Origin of the sequence: Nannocystis pusilla, assembly GCF_026626665.1 — a bacterium.
Taxonomy (GTDB): domain Bacteria; phylum Myxococcota_A; class Polyangia; order Nannocystales; family Nannocystaceae; genus Nannocystis; species Nannocystis pusilla.
In genome coordinates, this window is the sequence record NZ_JAPNKE010000002.1 from 11366470 (window position 1) to 11387092 (window position 20623).

General features: G+C 72.6%; 15 protein-coding genes and 1 pseudogene. 7 read left to right on the forward strand and 9 right to left on the reverse strand.

All coding sequences use genetic code 11. From position 1 onward, the window contains the following. Nucleotides 1-243: 243 nt before the first annotated feature. Nucleotides 244-1128, reverse strand: coding sequence for an RNA polymerase sigma factor SigJ (gene sigJ, locus OV079_RS50290; RefSeq protein WP_267777654.1), 885 nt, complete (start codon nt 1126-1128; stop codon nt 244-246). Nucleotides 1129-1259: 131 nt separating this feature from the next. Here sigJ and OV079_RS50295 point away from each other — a divergent pair, with 131 nt between their 5' ends. Then, complete coding sequence (locus tag OV079_RS50295) at nt 1260-1547, forward strand: hypothetical protein (protein WP_267777655.1); 288 nt, start codon at nt 1260-1262, stop codon at nt 1545-1547. Nucleotides 1548-2426: 879 nt separating this feature from the next. Beyond that, nucleotides 2427-3893: a hypothetical protein gene (locus tag OV079_RS50300; protein ID WP_267777656.1), complete on the forward strand. Its 1467-nt coding sequence runs from the start codon at nt 2427-2429 to the stop codon at nt 3891-3893. Nucleotides 3894-3959: 66 nt separating this feature from the next. On the opposite strand, the gene OV079_RS50305 is transcribed toward OV079_RS50300, so the two are convergent. Continuing rightward, a complete protein-coding gene (locus OV079_RS50305) occupies nt 3960-5036 on the reverse strand; it encodes a DUF4241 domain-containing protein (RefSeq protein ID WP_267777657.1) in 1077 nt (358 codons plus the stop codon). A gap of 174 nt (nt 5037-5210) precedes the next feature. On the opposite strand from OV079_RS50305, the gene OV079_RS50310 reads away from it, so the two are divergent. Next, nucleotides 5211-6590: a mercuric reductase gene (locus OV079_RS50310; RefSeq protein ID WP_267777658.1), complete on the forward strand. Its 1380-nt coding sequence runs from the start codon at nt 5211-5213 to the stop codon at nt 6588-6590. 39 nt (nt 6591-6629) lie between these two features. Here the strand turns inward: OV079_RS50310 and OV079_RS50315 are convergent, their stop codons facing one another. Beyond that, nucleotides 6630-7481, reverse strand: coding sequence for a hypothetical protein (locus OV079_RS50315; RefSeq protein ID WP_267777659.1), 852 nt, complete (start codon nt 7479-7481; stop codon nt 6630-6632). Between the two features lie 1488 nt (nt 7482-8969). Between OV079_RS50315 and OV079_RS60010 the strand changes: the two are divergent. The 3 genes and pseudogenes from OV079_RS60010 to OV079_RS50325 all read left to right on the forward strand — a co-directional run. Continuing rightward, nucleotides 8970-10040 (forward strand): annotated as a pseudogene (locus OV079_RS60010) (serine/threonine-protein kinase); the annotation flags it as partial. 1162 nt (nt 10041-11202) lie between these two features. Beyond that, a complete protein-coding gene (locus OV079_RS60015) occupies nt 11203-11913 on the forward strand; it encodes a tetratricopeptide repeat protein (protein ID WP_420829605.1) in 711 nt (236 codons plus the stop codon). A gap of 312 nt (nt 11914-12225) precedes the next feature. After that, entirely contained in the window at nt 12226-13083 is an 858-nt protein-coding gene (locus OV079_RS50325; RefSeq protein WP_267777660.1) for a sigma-70 family RNA polymerase sigma factor, read from the forward strand. Nucleotides 13084-13278: 195 nt separating this feature from the next. Here the strand turns inward: OV079_RS50325 and OV079_RS50330 are convergent, their stop codons facing one another. The 3 genes from OV079_RS50330 to OV079_RS50340 form a co-directional block, all read right to left on the reverse strand. Then, nucleotides 13279-13719 carry a hypothetical protein gene (locus OV079_RS50330; protein ID WP_267777661.1) on the reverse strand — a complete coding sequence of 147 codons (441 nt, stop codon included), beginning with the start codon at nt 13717-13719 and terminating at the stop codon, nt 13279-13281. A gap of 514 nt (nt 13720-14233) precedes the next feature. Then, nucleotides 14234-14518 (reverse strand): hypothetical protein, encoded by a 285-nt coding sequence (locus OV079_RS50335; protein ID WP_267777662.1) that lies wholly within the window; start codon nt 14516-14518, stop codon nt 14234-14236. A 51-nt stretch (nt 14519-14569) separates the two neighbouring features. After that, nucleotides 14570-15976, reverse strand: a complete 1407-nt coding sequence (locus tag OV079_RS50340; RefSeq protein ID WP_267777663.1) for an inorganic phosphate transporter — start codon at nt 15974-15976, stop codon at nt 14570-14572. A 308-nt stretch (nt 15977-16284) separates the two neighbouring features. Between OV079_RS50340 and OV079_RS50345 the strand changes: the two genes are divergently transcribed. Further along, nucleotides 16285-17112 carry a hypothetical protein gene (locus tag OV079_RS50345; RefSeq protein ID WP_267777664.1) on the forward strand — a complete coding sequence of 276 codons (828 nt, stop codon included), beginning with the start codon at nt 16285-16287 and terminating at the stop codon, nt 17110-17112. 64 nt (nt 17113-17176) lie between these two features. Here the strand turns inward: OV079_RS50345 and OV079_RS50350 are convergent, their stop codons facing one another. The 3 genes from OV079_RS50350 to OV079_RS50360 form a co-directional block, all read right to left on the reverse strand. Next, complete coding sequence (locus OV079_RS50350; protein ID WP_267777665.1) at nt 17177-17314, reverse strand: hypothetical protein; 138 nt, start codon at nt 17312-17314, stop codon at nt 17177-17179. Between the two features lie 277 nt (nt 17315-17591). Further along, on the reverse strand, nt 17592-19271 hold the full coding sequence (locus OV079_RS50355; protein ID WP_267777666.1) for a hypothetical protein: 1680 nt from the start codon (nt 19269-19271) through the stop codon (nt 17592-17594). Between the two features lie 121 nt (nt 19272-19392). After that, nucleotides 19393-20622: an ABC transporter permease gene (locus OV079_RS50360; RefSeq protein ID WP_267777667.1), complete on the reverse strand. Its 1230-nt coding sequence runs from the start codon at nt 20620-20622 to the stop codon at nt 19393-19395. Nucleotide 20623 lies beyond the last annotated feature (1 nt).

The window sequence follows — 20623 nt, forward strand, 5'->3', positions numbered from 1 at the left end:
GACATGTTCTCATGAACCGCGCGGTGATTCGGGACGCGCGCCTCGAAGGATGTCTCGCGGACATGTGCAGCCGCAGGAGGCGTGAGGCTGCGGCCGAGCTGCGCGCGCGGAGGCCCACCGTGACGACGTGAGCGCCGCGCGGAGGCGGTTCAGGAGGACGTGCGACGGCGGTAGCGAGCTGTCCTTGTGGACATGTGGCCCCTCGTCGCGCGGCGGGCCCGGGGACATGTTTTAAAGGACATGTCATTCGTCGAGGCCGCCGAGGTCGAGCCGCGCCAGCCGCTCGGGGTCGACGAGCGCGTCGATGGCGGCGATCTTGCCGCCGGTGACGGTGAAGCTCATCACCGAGAACGGGCGGCCCTCGGGGGCGACGACGGCCCCGGCGACGCCGTTGACCAGAGCAGGGCGGGCGAACGGGGCCAGCGCGGCGAAGCCGAGCGAGTGCTCGGCGACGGCTCGCGGACCGCGGGCGACCACCGAGACGTCGGCGCGAGCGGTGCCGCCGTCGGCGCGCAGAACCACGTCGGGGGCGAGCAGGGCGACGAGGGCGCCGAGGTCGCCGGCGCGCGTGGCCGCGAAGAAGGCGGACACGACCTCGCGCTGCCGGGCCAGGTCGGGGTCGGGCACGGGCGCCGCGTCGCGCACGCGCCGGCGCGCGCGGCTGGCGAGCTGACGCGCCGCCTCGGGGGTGCGCCCGACCATCGCGGCGATGTCGCCATACGAGACGCCGAAGCTGTCGTGCAGCACGAACGCGAGCCGCTCGGCGGGCGCGAGCTCGTCGAGCACGACCAGCAGCGCGAGCCCGACGGACTCGGCCAGCAGCGCCTCGCGCTCGGGATCGACGCCGTCCTCGCGCCGCACGATCGGGTCGGGTACGTGCGGACCCAGCGGCTCCTCGCGCCGGGTGCCGCGCGAGCGCAGCAGGTTGAGGCAGATCCGCGCGACCACGGTGGTGAGCCAGGCGCGCAGGTTGTCGACGGCGCCGACGTCCGCCCGGCTCAGCCGTAACCAGGCCTCCTGCACGGCGTCGTCGGCCTCGCTCAGCGAGCCGAGCATGCGGTAGGCGACGCCTCGCAGGTGGTCGCGGTGGGCCTCGAATCGGGTCGCCAGCCTGTCGCGCTGTTCCATCGGTCACGTCCCTCGGTCGCGGTGGGTCTGTTCAAAGAGAAGACCGCCGAAGTCGCGCCGACGTGACCGCGGAGCGCCGCGGGCGGGGCGATTTCGGCCCGAACACGAGGAGGATGCAAGTGAGGACGCTCATGATTCGCTACACGGTCCAGGCCGAGGCCGCGCCGCAGCTCGACGCGGCGGTCGAGCGCCTGTTCGCGGCGGTCCACCGCCAGCAGCCCGCCGGGGTCCGCTACTGGTACGGGCGCCTGCCCGACGGCGCGACCTACGTGGCGCTGCTCGAGCTCGACGACGGCGTCGACAACCCGCTGCCGAGCCTGCCCGAGGGGCGGCAACTCCAGGAGGAACTACGACGCTTCGCAGCGGCGCCGCTGCCGGAGGTGGTGACGGTGCTCGGGTCGTATCGGCCGGACCGATAAGACATGTTCTTATGAACATGTCCAATGGGCAATGATCGTTCGCGACGAGGGCGGCCGTGCGCCTCGCAGGTGGCGATTTCACGCGGCGGAGCGCCGACGAGCGCGCGCAAAGGCGGTCCTCGTCGGCCGCGGCGGGGCGAGTAGACTCGATTCCCGGAGGAGGTCCCGATGAAGACGAAGAGCAAGGTCAAGGCCGGCACCAGCCATCACGGCTGAGCCCCGCGCCGAGCGCCCCGCCCGGCGGGGCGCTCGGCGATTTTTCATTTTTAGAAGAATAGAATGCTGTCGCGGAGCAGTGGTTGTCAGTTCTTGCGCGTCGGGTCGGTGTCCTTGGCGCCGGAGCTCGGACGGCGAGGTTCGACCGCAGACAATCGCATCACTCGCAGGGGGTGACGTGAAGGGCCGCGACTCCGATGATTCGACGGGGACGAAGCGCACGTGAAGCCGTGTCTCGATGCTTCTCCGGAGCAGCCGCGAGCGACGCGGCGGCCGTCCGCGCGGCAGCCGGCGAGGGCCGAGAGACTGGGTGAATATGAATTCCGGGCGTCGCCACGCGAAGCACTCGCCGACGATCCGTCGTTCCGGGGCGCGCTCGGGGCTCGAGCCGAAGCTCGTGGTGCCTCCGTCGCATCGAGCGTCATGGCGACCCCACGGGCGCACTGGACGTCGGCGACGGAGCGGACCGCCGCGGCTGCCGTGCCTCGCCGACGAGAGCATGCGGGTGAGGCGCCGTATGGCAGGTCAGGCTCCGATCCGTGCGAGCGCTGGCTGCATGGAACTCACGGAGAAACTTCTCGTCGCCGGCCTCGTGGCAGTGGACGTCCCGGAGCAGCAGGGTGTACCGTGGGCCTCGTGCATCGATGTGACGATCGGCTTCGCATGCGCTCCGCGGCCTCCTGGCGGGCGCTCTCGTTGGTCGCGGCGCTGTCCGCCGGCTGCTCCGACGACGGCGCGGGGCAGACCGCGACGCAGGCGACCTCGCCGGGTCCCCTGACTTCGACCTCTCTCCCGAGCACGCTCTCGGACGGCACCTCGACCGGCACCTCGGACGGCACTTCGACGTCCACCGGCCAGGGCGGCACCAGCGAGGGCACGAGCACCACCACCGAGGCGCCGACCACCGGGAATCCCAGCGGGCCCAAGTTCGATGTCGGCGGCTCGGACCTCGGCGGCAGCGAGACCGATGGTTGCAGCTTCACCCCCGACGCCATGCTCACGGGCACGGTCTACGCGCCGAACCTGCAGCTGCCGATCTCCGGGGCCCTGGTCTACGTCACCAGCGATCCCGTGGAGCCGCCGACCGACGGGGCCTACTGCGCGGAGTGCGTCAAGCTGGCCTGCGACACGCCCAGCGCGTTCACTGCGCCCGACGGGACCTTCTCGCTGCCGGTGGTCTCGGGGCCGAACCAGAAGCTGGTGGTACAGAAGGGCCAGTTCCTGCGCGTGGTCGACCTCGAGATCGCGCCCGGGGCGACGGCGCTGGCCGCCGATCAGACCAACCTGCCCGGGCAATGGAACCCGGACGCGGGGATGTGGATCCCCCGCATTGCGGTCTACGACACCGACCCCGACAAGGTGAAGAACGTGCTGGCCAAGTTCGGCCTCGGCCAGGTCGCGGGCGACGGCTCGCTCGTCGGCGGGACCCAGAACTTCACGCTCATCAACGACGATTCGCCGGTGTTCCTCGAGAACCTGACGGAGATGAACAAGTACCACATCATCTTCGTACCGTGCGCGACGACGAAGTTCTGGCCGGGCGCGCCGACGGTGCCGGACTCGCGCCGCGAGAACGTGAAGGCGTACGTGGCCGGCGGCGGCAAGTGGTACGCGACCGATCACTCGAACGAGTACATCGAGCAGCCGTTCCCCGACTACCAGGAGTTCCACGCGCCGGCGATGCCGGACATCCAGCCGGCCTACGACTCCAACGGCCTGGTGGTCGACCCCGAGCTGCTCGCGTGGCTGCAGGCGCTGCCGCCCGCGCTCAAGGACATCGGCGGCGGCAACCCGACGCTGAACAATTTGCCGGGGATCCTGACGCGCCTCAACTACTCGGGCATCGACCTCATCTCGCCGGTCATCGTCCAGGACATGGAGGGCAAGGACGTCGATGTCGGCCACCACACGTGGGTCGAGGGCCCGTGCGCGAGCTGCTCGAACCCGCAGATGATCCGGCCGATGGCGATCACCGGCCAGTACGGCTGCGGCCGGATGATGTACAGCACGTTCGAGAATCTGAGCGACAACCATCCGGGCCTGAACCCGCAGGAGCTGGTGCTGCTCTACATGATCCTGGAGATCGGCGTCTGCTTCGAGAAGCCGCCGCCGCCGCCGCCGCCGGGCTGAGGCCGCGCGCCCTCGGGCGGAGGCAATGGCATGATCTGTCTGCAGGGACAGGTCTCCAGGGACAGCCTACTTCTTGCGCTTGACCGGCAGGTAGCCGAGCACCGCCGGCTCGAGGGCGTCCCAGTGGGCGGTGTACGAGGCGCCGAGGCGAGCGGCGTGGAGGAAGGCGGCGTCGCCGACGGCGATCCCCGGCTTCAGGTCGAGCTCGATGCCGGCCTTGCGGTGCTCGTTGCCGACGTCCAGGGTGGCGCGGCCGCGGGCCCAGCGGAACTGGGTGGTGAACAGGTGGTAATTGTCGTGGGCCGAGCTCAGCACCTCGAAGCTCAGGCCGTCGCGGGTGTAGACGAGCTTGAGCTCGCGGTCCTTGAGCTTGTAGGTCGCCTCGGGGCCGACGAAGCCGCGCGCGCGCAGGCCCTCGCCGATGTCGCGCTCGACCGCGGCGATCAGCGGGGCGAACCCCTCGGCGAGCCTGGCCTGCTTGTCCTCGGCGGTCTCGGGCTCGGGGAAGCAGCGGAAGCTGGTGACGACGCAGACGACTCGATCGTCGGCGTCGAGGCCGAACCAGGTCGGGTAGCTGCCGTCACCGTCGCCGGAGCGGAAGAACACCACGTTGTCGGCGGCGTCGGGCGCGGGGCGGTGATTCAGCCAGGTGCCACCATTGGCCAAAAGGCCGGGGCGGACGACCGCGTCGTAATAGCCGGGGTCGTCCGGGTGCTGCCGCCGCGCGGCGTCGGCCTCGCGCAGCCGGATCAGCGCGACCTCGTCGGCGAAGCAGCCGAGGCCGGTGTCGACGGGATAACAAAAGGTCTCGCGCGGGCCGAGCGTGGCGGCGTCCTGGCCGGGGAGGGCGGCCATCTCGAAGCGCACGACCGCGGCGGCGCCGAGCCTGACCTCGGCGAAGCCGATGGTGCCGCCGGCTTTGGCGACGAACAAATAGACGGGGTAGCTGCCCGGGACGAGGGGGCGCGTGAACGGGGACCGCTCGGGCTGAATCAGCGGATCGCAGGCGACGAGGCGGCCGCTGGTCAGGACGAGCTCGCCGGCGGCGAGGACATCCTTGACGCCGGCAGCCCGCTTGCCGCCGAGGTGCGCGGTGCGGAGCGGGGTGAAGGCGTTGGGCTGGGGATAGCGCGCCGAGGTCATGCTGCGGGCGACTGTAGCCGATATGGCGAGGGCGCAGCGCGGGGAGCGAGCTCGATCCGCCGAACCATCGAAGGTCAGGAAGACGATGCACGAGGTCGAGGCGAGCTCTCGCCGGCGGGGGGCGGAGCGGCCGCCCGGTTGTCTTGACGGGAATTCGCGGTCACCCTCCGGGCGATGGACCGCTACGACGTGGTGATTCTCGGCTCCGGCCAGGCGGCCAAGCCCCTCGCGCTGGCGTTCGCGGCGGCGGGTCGCCGGGTGGCCTTCGTCGAGCGGGCGCACGTGGGCGGGACCTGCGTCAATACCGGCTGCACGCCGACCAAGACGATGGTGGCGAGCGCCCGGGTGGCCCACCTGGCGCGCCGCGCGGGCGACTTCGGGGTGCACACGGCGGCGGTGAGCGTCGACATGGCGCAGGTGCGCGAGCGGACGCGCCGGATCGTGCGTCAATTCGCCGATTCGAGCCGTGCGGCCCTCGAGGCCCAGCCGGGCGTCGAGCTGATGTTCGGCGCCGGCCGCTTCGTCGGCCCACGGCAGCTCGAGGTCGTGTTGAATGATGGGAGCGGCTCGCGCCGGATCGCCGGCGACGTGGTGGTGATCGACACCGGCGCGCGCACGGCGGTGCCGCACCTCGAAGGCCTCGAGCAGGTGCCGTGGCTGGACCACGCGGGCATGCTAGGGCTGGCGACGCTGCCGGAGCACCTGCTGGTCCTCGGCGGCGGGTACGTGGGCCTCGAGTTCGCGCAGATGTTCCGCCGCTTCGGCAGCCGGGTGACGATCGTGCAGCGCACCCAGCAACTGCTGCCGCGCGAGGACGCCGACGCGGCGGCGGCGATCCACGAGGTGCTGGCGGCCGAGGGGATCGAGATCTGGCTCGAGAGCCAGGCGCGGCGCGTGACGCGGGACGGTGAGCCGATCGCGCTGACGTGCGACACGCGGGACGGCGAACGAAGGCTCGCGGGGTCGCACCTGTTGCTGGCGACCGGGCGCACGCCCAACACCGACTTATTGAATCTGGCGGCGGGCGGGATCGAGGTCGATCCGCGCGGCCACGTGAAGGTCGACGAGCGCCTGGCGACGAGCGCCGAGGGAGTGTTCGCGGTCGGCGACGTGAAGGGCGGGCCGGCGTTCACGCACATCGCATACGACGATTACCGGATCTTGCACACCAACCTGCTGGGCAACGGAGACGCGACGATCCGCGGGCGGATGGTGCCGTATGTGGTGTTCACCGATCCGGAGCTGGCGCGGGTGGGCCTGTCGGAGACCGAGGCGCGCAAGCAGGGGCGCCCGATCCGGGTGGCGCGGATGGGCATGGACCGAGTCGCGCGCGCGCTCGAGATGGACGAGGCCCGCGGCTTTATCAAAATCGTGATCGACGCCGAGACGGAGCGGATCCTCGGGGCGACGATCCTCGGGGTCGCGGCGGGCGAGCTGATGTCGGTGCTCGAGGTGGCGATGATGGGCGGGCTGACGGCGTCGACGCTGCGCGACGCGACGTTCGCCCACCCGACGCTGGCCGAGAGTCTGAATAATGTGATGGCGGCGCGCTGAACCAACGGAGGCTCGGAGCGGCGTGGTCGTCCTCTGCGATCACTTCCGCACGGCGTCGTACAGCATTCGCTCGACTTCCGGCGGCGGGCTTACCACCGTCGGTTCGGCGCCCAGGACGGCAGCAATGTCGGTCACGAGCGACGGACGCAGGGCCTTCGGGGCGACGAGGGCGACGACCGATCGGCGGGTGCCGTCGCGCGCGAGGTAGATCTGAAGCAGTGGGGCGAGGGAGCGCAGGCCGGGCAAGACGGTGGCTTCGAAGCTGCGCAGCGCTTCGTCGGAGCCGTCGGCGAGCAGCTGCAGGGCCCTGGGGCCCTCGTGGTGGCTCCATACCCGTCCCTGAATGTGACCGGCGCTGGGCAAGACGACCGGCGCGCCGTGAGGGCCGGTCTTGAGGACGGCAGTGAATCCCCCGCCGCTGTTGGCACCCTTCAGCGTGAGCCAGATGTCGTCGCCGCCGACGGCGATGCTCTCGACATCGAGCGTGGGGTGATCGAACTCCTCGGGTGATTCAGGCCCGACGCGGAGCCAGCCCTTCGCGGCGCCTCGCCACGCCCAGTCGGTCGGGTCGGGCAGCCGCGGCGTCGGGACATCGAAGGGGTGAATGTCGCCTTTCGCGTCGAGGAGCCACAGGGTTCCGCTCATGACCAGCCAAAACTCGCCGCCGGGGCGAGGTAGGAGCGCCTTGACCCATCCCTCGATCGCGTGACCCTCGTGGCGGAGCGGGATCCGGCGCAGCGCGCCGGCCGTACCGACCGCGAGGTAGGAGAGCGGGTGCTCCGATCCCTCGACGCGGACCCACCCGAATATGGCGACGCCGTCCGGGAGCACCGCGAGCCGGAGCGGGAGCCAGGAATCCGCCGCGACGACGTCGGGGAGGGGGGTTCGCACGGGATCGGCGGCACCTGCCGGCCAGTGGAGCAACTCGGGCGTGCAAAGGGGGCCCTTGATGTCGGGGTTGGGTGAGCAAGGGAGCCCTCGCCGCCGCGGACGGGTGAGCAACGCTGGTCGATTCGGTAGAGCGCTCCGGCAGGCGTGCTGACTTCCCGCGAATCCGGCACGGAGCCGGGAGGATCGCGCAGAGGCGGCTGCGAGCCGCGAAGCACGTGCAGGTCGCCGCTCCGGGTCGGGATTCGTCCACCAGGGCCGGGCTTGACGATCACCGCCTCCGGATCGGGCAGGCGATAGAGCCGTGTTCGCGCGAAGATCGTGTCACCGCGCACCAGGAAGGACTGGTACGTGCGGGTCCATGCGCCGCTGCGTGTGTGGACGGCGCTCCATCCGTCCCCGATCCAGCGATGCGCGAGCGGGACGGCGTGACGCATCGGCCGACCGCATGGAATGGCATCAGGGACGATATTGAGGGCGATATCGAGGTGCTCGGCGCGAAGGATCAGCCAGGCGTCATTCGGGCGGGAGAAGCTGCCCGCGACGTCGACGACCCCGAGCTCCCGCCGCCAATGACCCCCGGGATCCAGCGGGCGCAGGCCGCGAATGTCATGAGGGAGCGGCCGCGGGACCCCGTCGGTCCCGACGGGGTAGGGGAGCGTGGCGATCAGCGCGACGGAGGGCCCCTCGGCGTGCACCCCGATCTCGCCCATACCGACGGCCGCGAGGTGAAAGTCGAGCGGCAGCGGGATCCGGGGCGAAACACGCAGGGTGGACAGTTTGTTTTGGTTCACGACACGGAGCTGCGCGGGCTCCGGTGGCAGAGCAGGCTCGGGCGGCAGGGGAGCGACAGGTCCCGGCGGCGAGGCCTCGTCTCGGGTCTGCGCGACGGGCTCGCGGACCGGCGGAGTCGGCGTGACGCAAGCCGCGAGCACGGCCAGCACGAGCGTGAGCGCGCTGCGAGGCACCGGGAGACGCTACACGATCGGCGAGCGCCTCTCCACAGCTCCTCTGCCGTGGATCCACGACGTTCACCGTGCGTCGAGGTCGCGAGGCCGCGAGACAATGCCGAGCGAGGGTCGGTCCAATCATCGGCTCATCCGATTGTCGTCGATATGGGGCAGCACGAGCGATCGGGCGACGATGCGACGCCCAGGCGGCGAGCCGCGTGCGTCGGGTTCGGCGCGCTGGAATGGTGGTACTGGCAAGCGTGACGGGGGCGGACGGACTCACGGGGTTATTCCTCGTCGGCGAGCTCGAGCATCGGGCAGGGCCCCATTGTATGTGTCTTTCGGGACATGTCGACGCGCAGTTCCACGCGGCGCGGACGACCTCGCGCGCCGCGATCGCGTCGCTTCCTTGTTATCGTCGCGGCGCGAGGGCGATGGCGGGGCGGGCAGGCGAGAGCGGGGAAGGCGGCGAGCGAGGGCTCGGCGGCGCTGCTCCGTGCCCGCGGGCGAGGGAGAGGAGCGCGTGGCCATGGCCGGGGAGATGACCGGCTTCGGCGCGGGTTGCCTCGCCGAGCACACCCTCGACGCGCTGAGCGCGGGGCGGTTGTCGCCCGCGGAGCAGGCCGCGGTGGCCTCGCACCTCGATCGGTGTGACGCGTGCCGCGAGCTGCTCGCCGCGCTCGCGCACGTGGATGGCCCGGAGGACAGGTCGCGCGCGCCGGCCGGTGCGCCTGGGCGTGGGGAGGGTCGGGAAGAAGGAGCGCGCTCGTTGCTCGGGCGCGTGGATGATCCGGCGGACAGGTCGGGCGCGTCGTCCGGTGCGCTCGTGCGCGTGGGCGCCGTGGAACATGGTTCGCGCTCGCCGCTCGCGCCTTTGGAAGATCTCGAGGATTCGCCGACCGTGTCGCCTTCGACCCGCCGGGGTGCGCAGCGGCATCTGTTCGCCGGCGATCGGGTCGGTCGCTACACCGTGCTGCACCTCGTCGGCGCCGGCGCGATGGGGACCGTCTATGCCGCCTACGATCCCGAGCTCGATCGCCGCGTCGCGCTCAAGCTGGTCCACCACGGGCTGCTGGCAGGGGCCACGCGCGAGGCCGCGGCGGCGCGGCTGTTGCGGGAGGCGCAGGCGCTCGCGCGCTTGTCGGACCCCAACATCGTCACCGTGTTCGACGCCGGGCGCTTCGAGGGGCAGGTGTTCCTCGCCATGGAGTTCGTCGAGGGCGGCACCCTGCGGCAATGGTTGGCCAGCGAGCGGCGCGACCCGGCGCAGATCGTGGCGATGTTCGTGGCGGCCGGGCGCGGGCTCGCGGCGCTGCACGGCGCGGGGCTCGTGCATCGCGACTTCAAGCCCGACAACGTGCTCGTCGGCGGCGACGGGCGCGCGCGCGTGTCGGACTTCGGGCTGGTGCGCGTGGCCGCGACCGCGAGCGTCGAGGAGACCTTCGATCCGGCGCGGCCGCTGCCGACCGCCAGCGAGGCCATGACGCGCACCGGGGCGCTGCTCGGCACGCCGGCGTACATGGCCCCGGAGCTGTGGCAGGGGGCCCTGGCGGACGCGCGCAGCGATCAGTTCGCCTTCTGCGTCGCGCTGTACGAGGCGCTGCAGGGGGTGCGGCCGTTCACGCCGGGGGCGCTGGCCGGCACGGCGCCGGGGCGGGAGGTCGCGCGGGTCGAGCGGATCCCCGCGGGCTTGCGCGCGCCGCTGGCGATCGGCCTGGCGCGCGCGCCGGAGCGGCGGCACGCCTCGATGACGGCGCTGCTGGACGCGCTGGGGCGCGGGCTGGCGGGGGCGCGGCGGCGGCGGGCGGCGCTGCTGCTGGGGCTCGCGGGGCTGGTCGTCGCGCTCTCGGCGTGGGGCTGGCAGCAAGTGCAGGCGCGCGAGCTGGCGGGTCGCGTCGCGGCGTGTGTGGCCGCGGGGGCGCGCATCGACGAGGTGTGGGGCGCGGCGGCGCGGGCCGAGGTCGAGCGGTCGTTCCTGGCCACCGGCAAGGCGTTCGCGCCGGCGACCTTCGCCCGCACCGTGCCGTGGCTCGACGGCTGGGCCGCGGACTGGCGCGGGGCGGCCGAGGCGGCCTGTCGGGCGCACACGGTCGAGGCGAGCTGGGACGCCGAGCTGCGCGCGCGGGCCGAGGACTGCCTGGCCGAGGCGCGCGCGGGCTTCGTCGCGCTGGTCGACGAGCTGCGCGACGCCGACGGGGTGGTGCTGACGCAGGCCACCAACGCCGCCGCCGAGCTGGCGCCGGCCTCGGCGTGCACCCAGCCGGCGGCGCTGCGCGAGCGGGCCGAGGTGCCGCAGGCGCAGCGCAGCGCCGCCCGCGAGCTGCGGGTCAGGCTGGCCGGGGCGCGCTCGCTGCAGGCCGTGGGTGATTACGACGCGGCGCTGACGGCCGCGCGCGCGGCGGTCGGGGCGGCGCGCGCCTCGGGCCTGCCGGGGCTGGTCGGCGAGGCCGAGTTCCGGGCCGCCGGGCTGCACGAGAAGCGGGGCGACTACCCGGCCGCGGAGGCGGGCCTGCTCCGCGCCCTGGCGGCCGCCGAGGAGGCGCGGGCGCGCGGCCTGGCCCTGGCGATCACGACCGACCTGGCCTACGTGGTCGGCTACGCGGCGGCGCGGCCCGCCGAGGGCCGGGTGTGGGCGCGCTCGGCCCACACCCAGCTGGCGCTGCACGCCGGGGCCTCGCCGCTCGAGGAGGCGCACCTCGACAGCCGACTCGCGGCGGTCGACGACGTCGTCGGCGACTACGCCGAGGCGGCGCGCCTGCACGCGCGCGCTGGCGGTGCGCGAGCGGGAGTTGGGCCCGTGGCACCCGGACGTCGCGCGCAGCCTGGTCGGCCTGGCCGCGGCCCGCCACGCGCTCGGCGAGCTCGCGGCCGCTGGCGACCTCTACGAGCGCGCGCTCGCCATCGAGGAGCGCGTGTTCGGGCCGGAGCACCCCGACGTGGCCATGATCCTCCACAACCTCGCCGGCGTGCGCTACGGCGAGGAGGCGCTGGACGACGCGGTCCGCCTGTACGAGCGCGCTCTGGCGATCTCCGAGCGCGCGCTCGGGCCCGACCACCCCGGCGTCGGCGAGACCCTGCACGACCTCGCGGTCGTCCAGCGGGCCCGCGGCGCGGTGGACGAGTCGTTGCGCCTCCAGACCCGCGCGCTGGCGATCTCCGAGCGCGCGCTCGGGCCCGACCACCCGCGCACGGCCGCCAGCCTCAACAGCCTGGCGCTGCTGCGCCTCGACATGGGCGCGCCGCTCGCGGCCGAGCAGCTGTTCGCGCGCGCGCTCGCGGCCTTCGAGCGCTCGCTCGGGCCCGGTCACCTCGAGGTCGGCTCGGTGGTCTACAACCTCGCGCAGCTGCGCCGCGACGCCGGAGCGACCGCGGAGGCGCGCGAGCTGTACCGCCGCGCGCACGCCATCTACGCGGCCGCGCTCGGGGCCCAGCACCCGGAGGCGGTCGGCATCGCGGAGGAGCTGGGGGCCCTGGAGGCGCGCTGAGGCGCGACTCCCACGGAGAGGCGCTGCGGAGGCGCGCTGAGGTGCGCGAGAAGTACCGCGCGCGCACGCCATCTACGCCGCGGCGCTCGGAATCCCAGCACCGGAGGCGGTCGGTATCGCGGAGGTGCTGGCGGGCCTGGAGGCGCGCTGAGGCGCGACTCCCTCGGAGAGACGCCGAGGCGAGCGACACCGACGAGTGACTGGTTCGCGGTCATGAAGAGGCGAGCTCGCGCTGCGCGGGCGCCAGCGACGCAGAAGGCGCGCGAGCGCGGCTTTACGGCCCGGGGGCCGGGCAGTATCGTCCGCCCGGCGATGCGCGACGAGTCAACCGCCGACGACGCGTCCGGGGGCGCGCCAGCAGCCGACCCCGATCGCGTGGCGCTGCAGGCCCGCATCTACGCCGACGGGCGCGCCGCCTGGCCCGACCTCGACCTCGCGCCCGAGGCGTTCGGCGCCCACGCCGAGCGCCACGCCGCCGAGCTCGCGGCAGCGCACGCGGCCGACTTCTACCTCGCGTGCGCTTGCTGGCTGCGGATCGCCGGGGCCTCGGCGGCGATCCAGGCCCGCCACGGCGCCGAGCTCGAGGCGGTGCTGAAGAGCCGCAACGTGCCCGCGGCCCAGCGCGACGACCTGCGCCAGGCGCTGTGGGAGAAGCTGCTGGTCGGCCGCGCCGGCGCGCCGGCGAAGATCGGCGACTACGCCGGCCGGGGCCCGCTCGGCGGGTGGCTGCGGGTCGCCGCGGTGCGCATGGCCCTCAACTTCCGCGAGCAGGCGCGCGCCGACCGGCTCGTGCCGGCGCCGGAGCTCGACGAGGCGCAGCACCCCGCGTCGCCCGACCCCGAGCTGTCGTTCCTCAAGTCGCAGTACCGCCGCGAGGTCGAGCAGGCGCTGCGCGACGCGCTCGCCGGCCTCGGCACCGACGAGCGCAACGTGCTGCGCCTGTACTTCCTCGACCGCCTGAGCATCGACCGGATCGCCGCGGTCTACGGCGTCCACCGGGCGACCGCGGCCCGCTGGGTGACGCGCGGCCGCGAGGCCCTGCTGCGCGGGACGCAGGCGCTGCTGGAGCGCCAGCTCAAGGTCGAGCGCGCGGAGGTCGACAGCATCCTCGGCCTGGTGCGCAGCCAGCTCGAGCTGTCGATGAGCGGGCTGTTCCGCGGGTCGGAGTGAGGCGCTCGCATGAATGTCCCGGAGGACATGTCCTCAGGGACATGACGTGACGGCGAGCGGAGGGCCAGTGATTCGGGCTCGTGCGGCCCGTCGCACGGGCTGTCGCTCGCTGGACGGGTTAGCCCGAGACGCGCCCGGCGGGCGCGTGACCTGCGTGGCGAGACCGCGTGCGAGCCCGAATCACTGGCCCTCCGCTCAGCCGAGGAACTGACAGCCGCAGCCGCAGCTGTTGTAGAACGGGACCCACCCGACCTCGCAGATGAACAGGATCTGCTCGCACAGGTCCTGGCTGTGCGACACGAAGGTGCGACCCGGCTCGGCGCACAGGATCGGGCTGGGCAGCTCGGCGCACACCTGGGGGCACAGCGGGCCGCCGACGAAGGTCTGGCAGTCGTCGTGCGGGTCGTCGATGCAGGCCTGTCCTTCGGCGCAGGTGAGCCCGAGCGACTCGTCGCACGGGACCGCCTCGCAGCGGCCGGGGCAGGCGGCGCGCAGGGGGTCGCAGTCGGCGTCGGGGTCGTCCTCGCACTGGGTCCCGAACGGACACGGCGCGTCGCCCGGCGCGCCGCAGGGCGGCGGAGGCGGCGGCGCAGCGACGAGGTCGCAAGCTGTCCCAAGGGCCAGGAGACCGGCCAAGCACGTGCGTCGCACCATCTCGCTCCCTGGAGCCGCGGCAGCCGCGACGTCCCGGGGGAAGTCTGAAACCAAGTCCTCGTCCGGCTACCGCGGGCGCCTCGCCGCTGTGCCGCGGACCACGCGGCGAGCCGCAGTGACGGGGCGAGGCGCAGCGATCGAGCGTCGGCGATCCGCGGGGCGCAGGTCGATTGGATGCGACGCCGGCCGGGGTGCTCGGCGAGAGAGCGGCACGCGCCGCCGCGTCAGCGGCCTTGGCTGCGACGGCCGAGGCGGTCGCGCCTCGCAGCCGGGCGGACGACGCGTGTCACCGAGCGGGCGACGGGAAGCGCCGTCGCTCGCTCGTCCGCGGCCGAGCGGGCCCGAATCATCCTTCGCTCGTCGCGAATGCGACGAGACGGGTCGCCGTGATCAGCGGCGCGGCGGCCGAAGCGGCGAGCCGTCGCTCGCTCACTGGCCGTCCGCGGGACGATGGACCTCATCGGTCGCAGCCGGCGCGGCGGCCGACGCGACGAAGTCACTCCGCGCGCACGTGCTGCGTCGGCACGATGTAGGTCTCGTCCTCGTCTTCGAGCTTGATCGTCCAGCAGCCGGGGCGGGCGGCGACCAGGGTGAAGCGGGTCTTCTTGGCCAGCTTGCCGTCGCCGAGGCGGTCCTGTTCGCAGCCGCTGTCGAAGAAGGGCGTCTCGCGGGTGACGACGTAGGTGCCGCCGACGTCGGCGTCGGGCGGCGTGGTCGACTTGTCGCAAGCGACAGCCGCGACGGCGAACACGGGCACGAGCATCCAGGACCTGTTGCGCATCGAAGCGACCTCCGGCGCGCATTGTAGCCGCTCCCCGGGCGCGGCGCCGCGCTAACAGAGCATCGCGCGGAACACCAGGAACAGCACCCCGGCCAGCAGCATCGACGCCGGCAGCGTCAGCACCCACGCCGACGCGATCTTCAGCACCGTCGCCGCCTGCAGCCCGGCGCGCTGGGCGACCATGGTGCCTGCGACCCCCGACGACAGCACGTGCGTGGTGCTGACCGGCAAGCCGAGGCCGGCGGAGATCCCGATCGTGCTCATCGCCACCAGCTCGGCCGAGGCGCCCTGCGCGTAGGTCAGGTGCTCCTTGCCGATCTTCTCGCCCACGGTCACGACGATCCGCTTCCAGCCGACCATCGTGCCGATGCCGAGCGACAGCGCGACACAAAAAAGCACCCAGTTGGGTGCGTAGTCGGTCAGCTCGCGCAGGTCGGCGCGCGCCTCTTTGACGCGCTTGGCCTGCTCTTTGGGCAGCACCAGCGCGCCCGACTGGTCGAGCTTCTTCAGCGTCGAGTCGATCAGCAGCACGTCGCGACGGACCGCGAAGCGCAGCTCGGCCGGCACCTGCTCGGGCCGCGACGCCGTGCCGAGCGTGGCCCTGAGCGACTGCAGCTCGTCCTCGACCTCGTCGAGCTTCTTGCGCACGTCGGGCGCCGAGGTCGCAGCCGAGCCGAGCGCGTCGTGGATCGTCACCACCGCCGCGCTGGCCTCGCGCATCTGCGGCTCGCTCAGCGCCAGGTTGATGGCGAACCCGGCCGGGACGATGCCCATCAGGATCAGCATCACCAGGCCGACGCCTTTTTGGCCGTCGTTGGAGCCGTGGGCGAAGCTGACGCCGGTGCAGGTGAAGATGAGGATGCCGCGGATCCACGGCGGCGGCGGGCGCGAGCCGAGCGGCGCGCGGTACAGCTGCGGGTCGCGGATCAGCCGCTTCGACGCCAGCAGCAGCAGCGCCGCGAGGGTGAAGCCGATCAGCGGCGACAGCAGCAGCGCCATGCCGACGTCCGACACCTTGGCCCAGTTGACGCCGGCGCCGAACTCGTGGCCCGGCAGCATCGAGTTGGCGAGGCCGACGCCCAGGATCGCGCCGATCATCGTGTGCGAGCTCGACGACGGCAGGCCGAAGTACCAGGTGCCCAGGTTCCACAGCGTCGCCGCCAGCAGCAGCGACAGGATCATCGCCAGGCCGAGGCCGACCCCGCTCGACACCAGCAGCTCGATCGGCAGCAGGTGGATGATGCTCAGCGCGACCGCGAGCCCGCCGACGAACACGCCGAGGAAGTTGCAGATCCCCGACAGGATGACGGCGGTCCACGGCCGCAGAGAGCGGGTGTAGATCACCGTCGCCACCGCGTTGGCCGTGTCGTGGAAGCCGTTGACGAACTCGAACCCGAACGCGATGAGGAGCGAGACGACGAGCAGGACTCCGGTCGTCGTCGTGAGTCCGTGGAACATCGCCTCCATGGGGGTTCTCCTCGGTCGAGGCCGCCAGGAGGCCGCCTGCGCTCGGAAATCTACGCGGGGTCGAGCGGTCTGTCAGTCACAGGAAGGGCGCAAAAAGGCGAGAGAACGTGACACCTTGGTGACAACCAAGTGACACGGCGGGCGAGCGGCGCCGCGCACGATGCGCGCCCGAAATCCGCGTCGGGGTCGCCCGGCCTCCCTTGCGGCCGTCTCGCCGCCCGGTCAAGATCGTGAGGCGACGCTGGCGGCGTCGCCGCCTGACCGTTACGACCTGTCCTTAAGCTTATGTCCTCAAGAACATGTTCCTCCTCCCGCCCGCTGCTGCTGGCGGGGCTGCTCGCCCTCGGCGGGTGCCTCGACGACTGCAGCGATGCCCCTACGACCCCCAGCCCGGGCCCGGCGAGCTCGGCAACGGCGAGTTCCACTACCGCTGCGTCGGCGAGGACGATCCCGCCTGTCCCGACGGCGAGTCCGTCGGCAACTTCCCGGCCCGCGTGGCCGTCGGCGGCCGCTTCGAGCTCGACTACACCTGGAACGAAGATCTCTCGCGGCCCCCGCCCGACCTCCGCACCAGTTCGGCCGAGCGCCTGGCCCTGAAGGGCGAGATCTTCACCGCCGTCGCCGCCGGCTACACCGCCGTGCTGGCGCTGCTGCCCGACAGCGCCGTCGGCGACCTGATCCACATCCACGCGACGGCGCCGGCCGAGGTGGCGATCCAGCACCAGCGCGTCGACTACACCGCGTACACGATGGCGCCCGGCAGCGAGCTGCAGTTCGACGCGATCACCCGCGACTCCGACGACTACGTGCTCGCCGGCCTGCTCGACTTCACCTTCGAGCTGGCAAACGACGGCGTCCTCGAGGTGGTCGGCACCGGCAACGGCCACGTGATCGTGCGCGCCCGCACCACCGGCACCACGACCGTGCGCGCCAGCCTCGGAGAACTGGCCGCCGAGCTCGCGATCACCGTCGAGGGCGAGGCGCTCACCACCACCGGCACGGACGCGACGACGGACGCGACGACGGACGCGACGACGGACGCGACGACGGACGCGACGACGGACGCGACGACGGACGCGACGACGGACGCGACGAGCACGACCGACACCACGGGAGGTGTGCTGTGACCCGCTTCGCCTCCGCCTTCGCCGCCCTGGCCGCGGCAGCGACCCTGGCCGCCTGCGGCCCGCGCTACCAGACGGTCACCTTCGAGCTGCGCAGCCAGCCGCCGGTGCCCGTGCGCCTGACCGGCGAGGACATCGAGATCCCCGCCGGCATCGCGGTCTCGGTCCACGTCACCATCGAGAGCAGCGCCCGCATCGAGTTCACCAACAAGGACGCGCTGGCGCTCAAGAGCCAGGACCGCGACATCCTCCTGTCCGAGGCGACCCCGGGGCCCACAACTTCGTGCTCGTCGGCGTGGCCGTCGGCGAGACGTGCCTGGCCGTCGAGGTCGAGTACGAGGAGGAGGAGTGCATCCCGGTCCGCGTCGTCGCGGCCGAGTGAGCGGGCAGGGCGCCGGCGCGTCCGTGCCGGCCGGCGCCAGCATGTTCTGACGGACATGTCTGAAAGGACATGCGCTTCAGAGCATGTCCGCGAGGCCATCCTAAGAGTCGCCGCCCTGCAGCGACTGGCCGACCGCGGCCAGGCGCTTCTGCAGCGCGTCGGCCTCCTTGTCGCTCGGGATCAGGGCCAGCAGGGACGACTGCGCCTCGGTCTGGGCGGTCGAGACCAGGGCCGACAGCTCGCGCAGGTCCTCGGCGCTGACCTGGACGCCGTCGATGAAGCGCTGCGCCAGCACCAGGTCGACCTGCTGCAGGCGGCGCTGGTAGCCGTTGAACACGGCCAGGCGGGCGGCCGCGCGGGCGCCCGCGACCTCGACCAGGCGGCCCTGGTAGCCGACCTTGCCGAGCAGGGTGAACACGGTGCCGGCGCCGGCCAGCACCACCGCCTGGAACGCGTCGTAGCCCTGGCGGAACGTCAGCAGCAGGCCGGCCGAGATCGCGGTGACGCCGACCATGAACACCACGATCCACATGCCGACCGAGATCCAGGTGGCCACGCCGTCGCCGAGGGCGATCCAGCGGATGTGCTCGCGCTGGCGGTCGTCGAGGTCGGCCACCACCTTGCGCCGGCTCTCGAGGTCCTGGTGGCGGATCTGCAGGCGGTCGATCGCCACCGAGCCGCCGAGCTCGATCAGCAGCCGGCGGGCAGCTGTCTCTCGGGTCATGTTGCCGCAGCGCAGCCCGGCCGCCAGCGTCTCGACCACCGCCGCGCGCTGCATGCTGCGCAGCGCCGACGCCAGCTTGTCGTCGCGGTCGGCGCTGATGGTGGCGACGTCGAGGATCCGCTCGACCGCGCGCGACGTGGTGAGCAGCAGCTCGAGCGCGCCGGCGGCCTCGAACGCGACGCCGGGGCTGGCGCTGTCGAGCTCGGCCATCAGCAAGTCGGTCTGGGCGATGCCGAGGCGGCCGATCGCCCGCACCGCCAGGCCGACCATGTCGTAGTACTCGCGCCGGCGCCGGTTGGTGACGACGAAGCGCGCCAGCGTGTGCGACGCCTCGGCCGCGCGCGAGGTGCCGCCGAAGCGCGCCATCACCGACACCGCGTCCCAGGTGTACGAGGCGAACGGCGCGGCGTCGACGATCGCCTGCACGCCGTCGAACGCCTGCGCCAGCGGCGTGGCCCGCAGCGCCCGCAGCGCCGCGCTCTGGGCGTGCGTCGGGTCGACTGGCCCTTCGACCAGGTAGCGATTGCCCGCCGGCACCGGCTGCGGCGCGCCCTCCATGCACCACAGCAGCGCCGCGACCGCGTCGCGGTCCTCGTGGTCGGCCGCCAGCAGCGCCCAGCCGAGGCAGCGCAGCTGCAGGCGCTCGCCGGTGTCCTCGGCCAGCGCCCGCGCGCGCGCCAGCGTCCACGCGTGGTGCTCCTTGCGCTCGTTGGCGGTCACCACCGTCCAGTAGCGGACCCACCGGTTGGGCTCGCGGGCGCGGTCGCTGGCCATGTCCATCAGCGCGCGCGCCTCGGCGTCGTCGCCGGCGACCACCACCAGCGCCGACATCTGCCACGAGCGGGTCCACGAGCCCGGGTGCTCCTCGTCGTCGACGCGGCCCGACGAGTCGGCCGAGAGGATCTTGATCAGCGCCGCGCGCAGCGAGAACGCCGCCGGCGAGCCCTGCGACACCAGCGCGCGCAGGTGGTCGAGCAGGTGCTCGCGGGCCTGCTCGCCGCCGTCGGCGAGCACCTGCAACATCTGATCGAGGTCGGTCGGCGGGGCGACGGGCATCACCTCCGACTATACCCGACACCCGCGCCGAACGCCCGCGCCGGGCCTGCCGCGCGCAGGGGCGGGGAGAGGCCCGTTTTCGCACGATGTCCCGCGGGACATGCCCGAAGGGGCAGGCGAACTACTCGTAGCGGAGCGCCTGGATCGGGTCGAGGCGCGAGGCCTTGTGGGCCGGGTAGAGGCCGAAGCCGATGCCGACCAGCGCGCTGCTGCCGAGGGCGAGGGCGACGATCTGCGGGTCGATCTTGGTCGCCCAGCCGAACTCGCTCGACAGGTAGGTGGCGACGCCGAAGCCGAGGCCGACGCCGAGGAGGCCGCCGACCGAGGCCAGGACCACCGCCTCGATGACGAACTGGATCAGGATGTCGCCCGGGCGGGCGCCGATCGCCATGCGCAGGCCGATCTCCCGCGTCCGCTCGGTCACGCTGACCAGCATGATGTTCATGATGCCGATGCCGCCGACCAGCAGGCTGACGAGGGCGATGCCGGCGAGCAGGCGCGTCATCGTCTCGGTGCCCTCCTGGCGGGCGCTGGCCGCCTCGGCCAGGCTGCTGACGGTGAAGTCGTCGGCCTCGTCGTCGCGCAGCTTGTGGCGCGCGCGCAGCAGCGTCGTGATCTCGGCCTGGGCCCGGCGGGTGTCGTCGGGCGTGGCGGCGCCGACGTAGATGCTGCCGCCGAGGTACTGCCGCAGGCCGCCCTGGACCTTGGCCGCGAACGTGCCGGCCGGGACCATCACCACGTCGTCGGCGTCCTGGCCGGTGGCCGCCTGGCCCTTGCGCGCGAGCACGCCGATGACCTCGAACGGCACGTTGTTGATCCGCACCGTCGAGCCGACGGCGTCGGCCCCGTTGCCGAACAGGTTGTCGACCACGGTGCCGCCGAGCACCGCGACCTTGGCCTTGGTGGTCACGTCCTGCTCGTTGAAGGGCCCGCCGTACTGGAAGCTCCAGTTGCGGATCTCGAAGTACTCCGGCGTGGTGCCCTCGGCCGAGGTCGTCCAGTTCTTGCCCTCGCCGAGGATCTGCACGCTCTGGCGCAGGCTCGGCGCGACCTTGGTGACGTACAGCGTCTCCTTGCGGATCGCGTCGACGTCGGTCCACAAGAGCGTCGGCTGCGAGCCCGCCCCGCCGCGCACGCCGCTCGTCTGCGCCGAGCCGGAGCGGATCACCAGCAGGTTGGTGCCCATCTTGTCGAACGCGCGCTGGACCTCGGCCTTGGCGCCCTCGCCGATCGCCACCATCGCGATCACCGAGCCCACGCCGATGATGATGCCCAGCACCGTGAGGAACGAGCGCATCTTGTTGAGCAAGAGCGCCAGCACGGCCACGCGGAAGGTGCTGAAGAGGTTCATT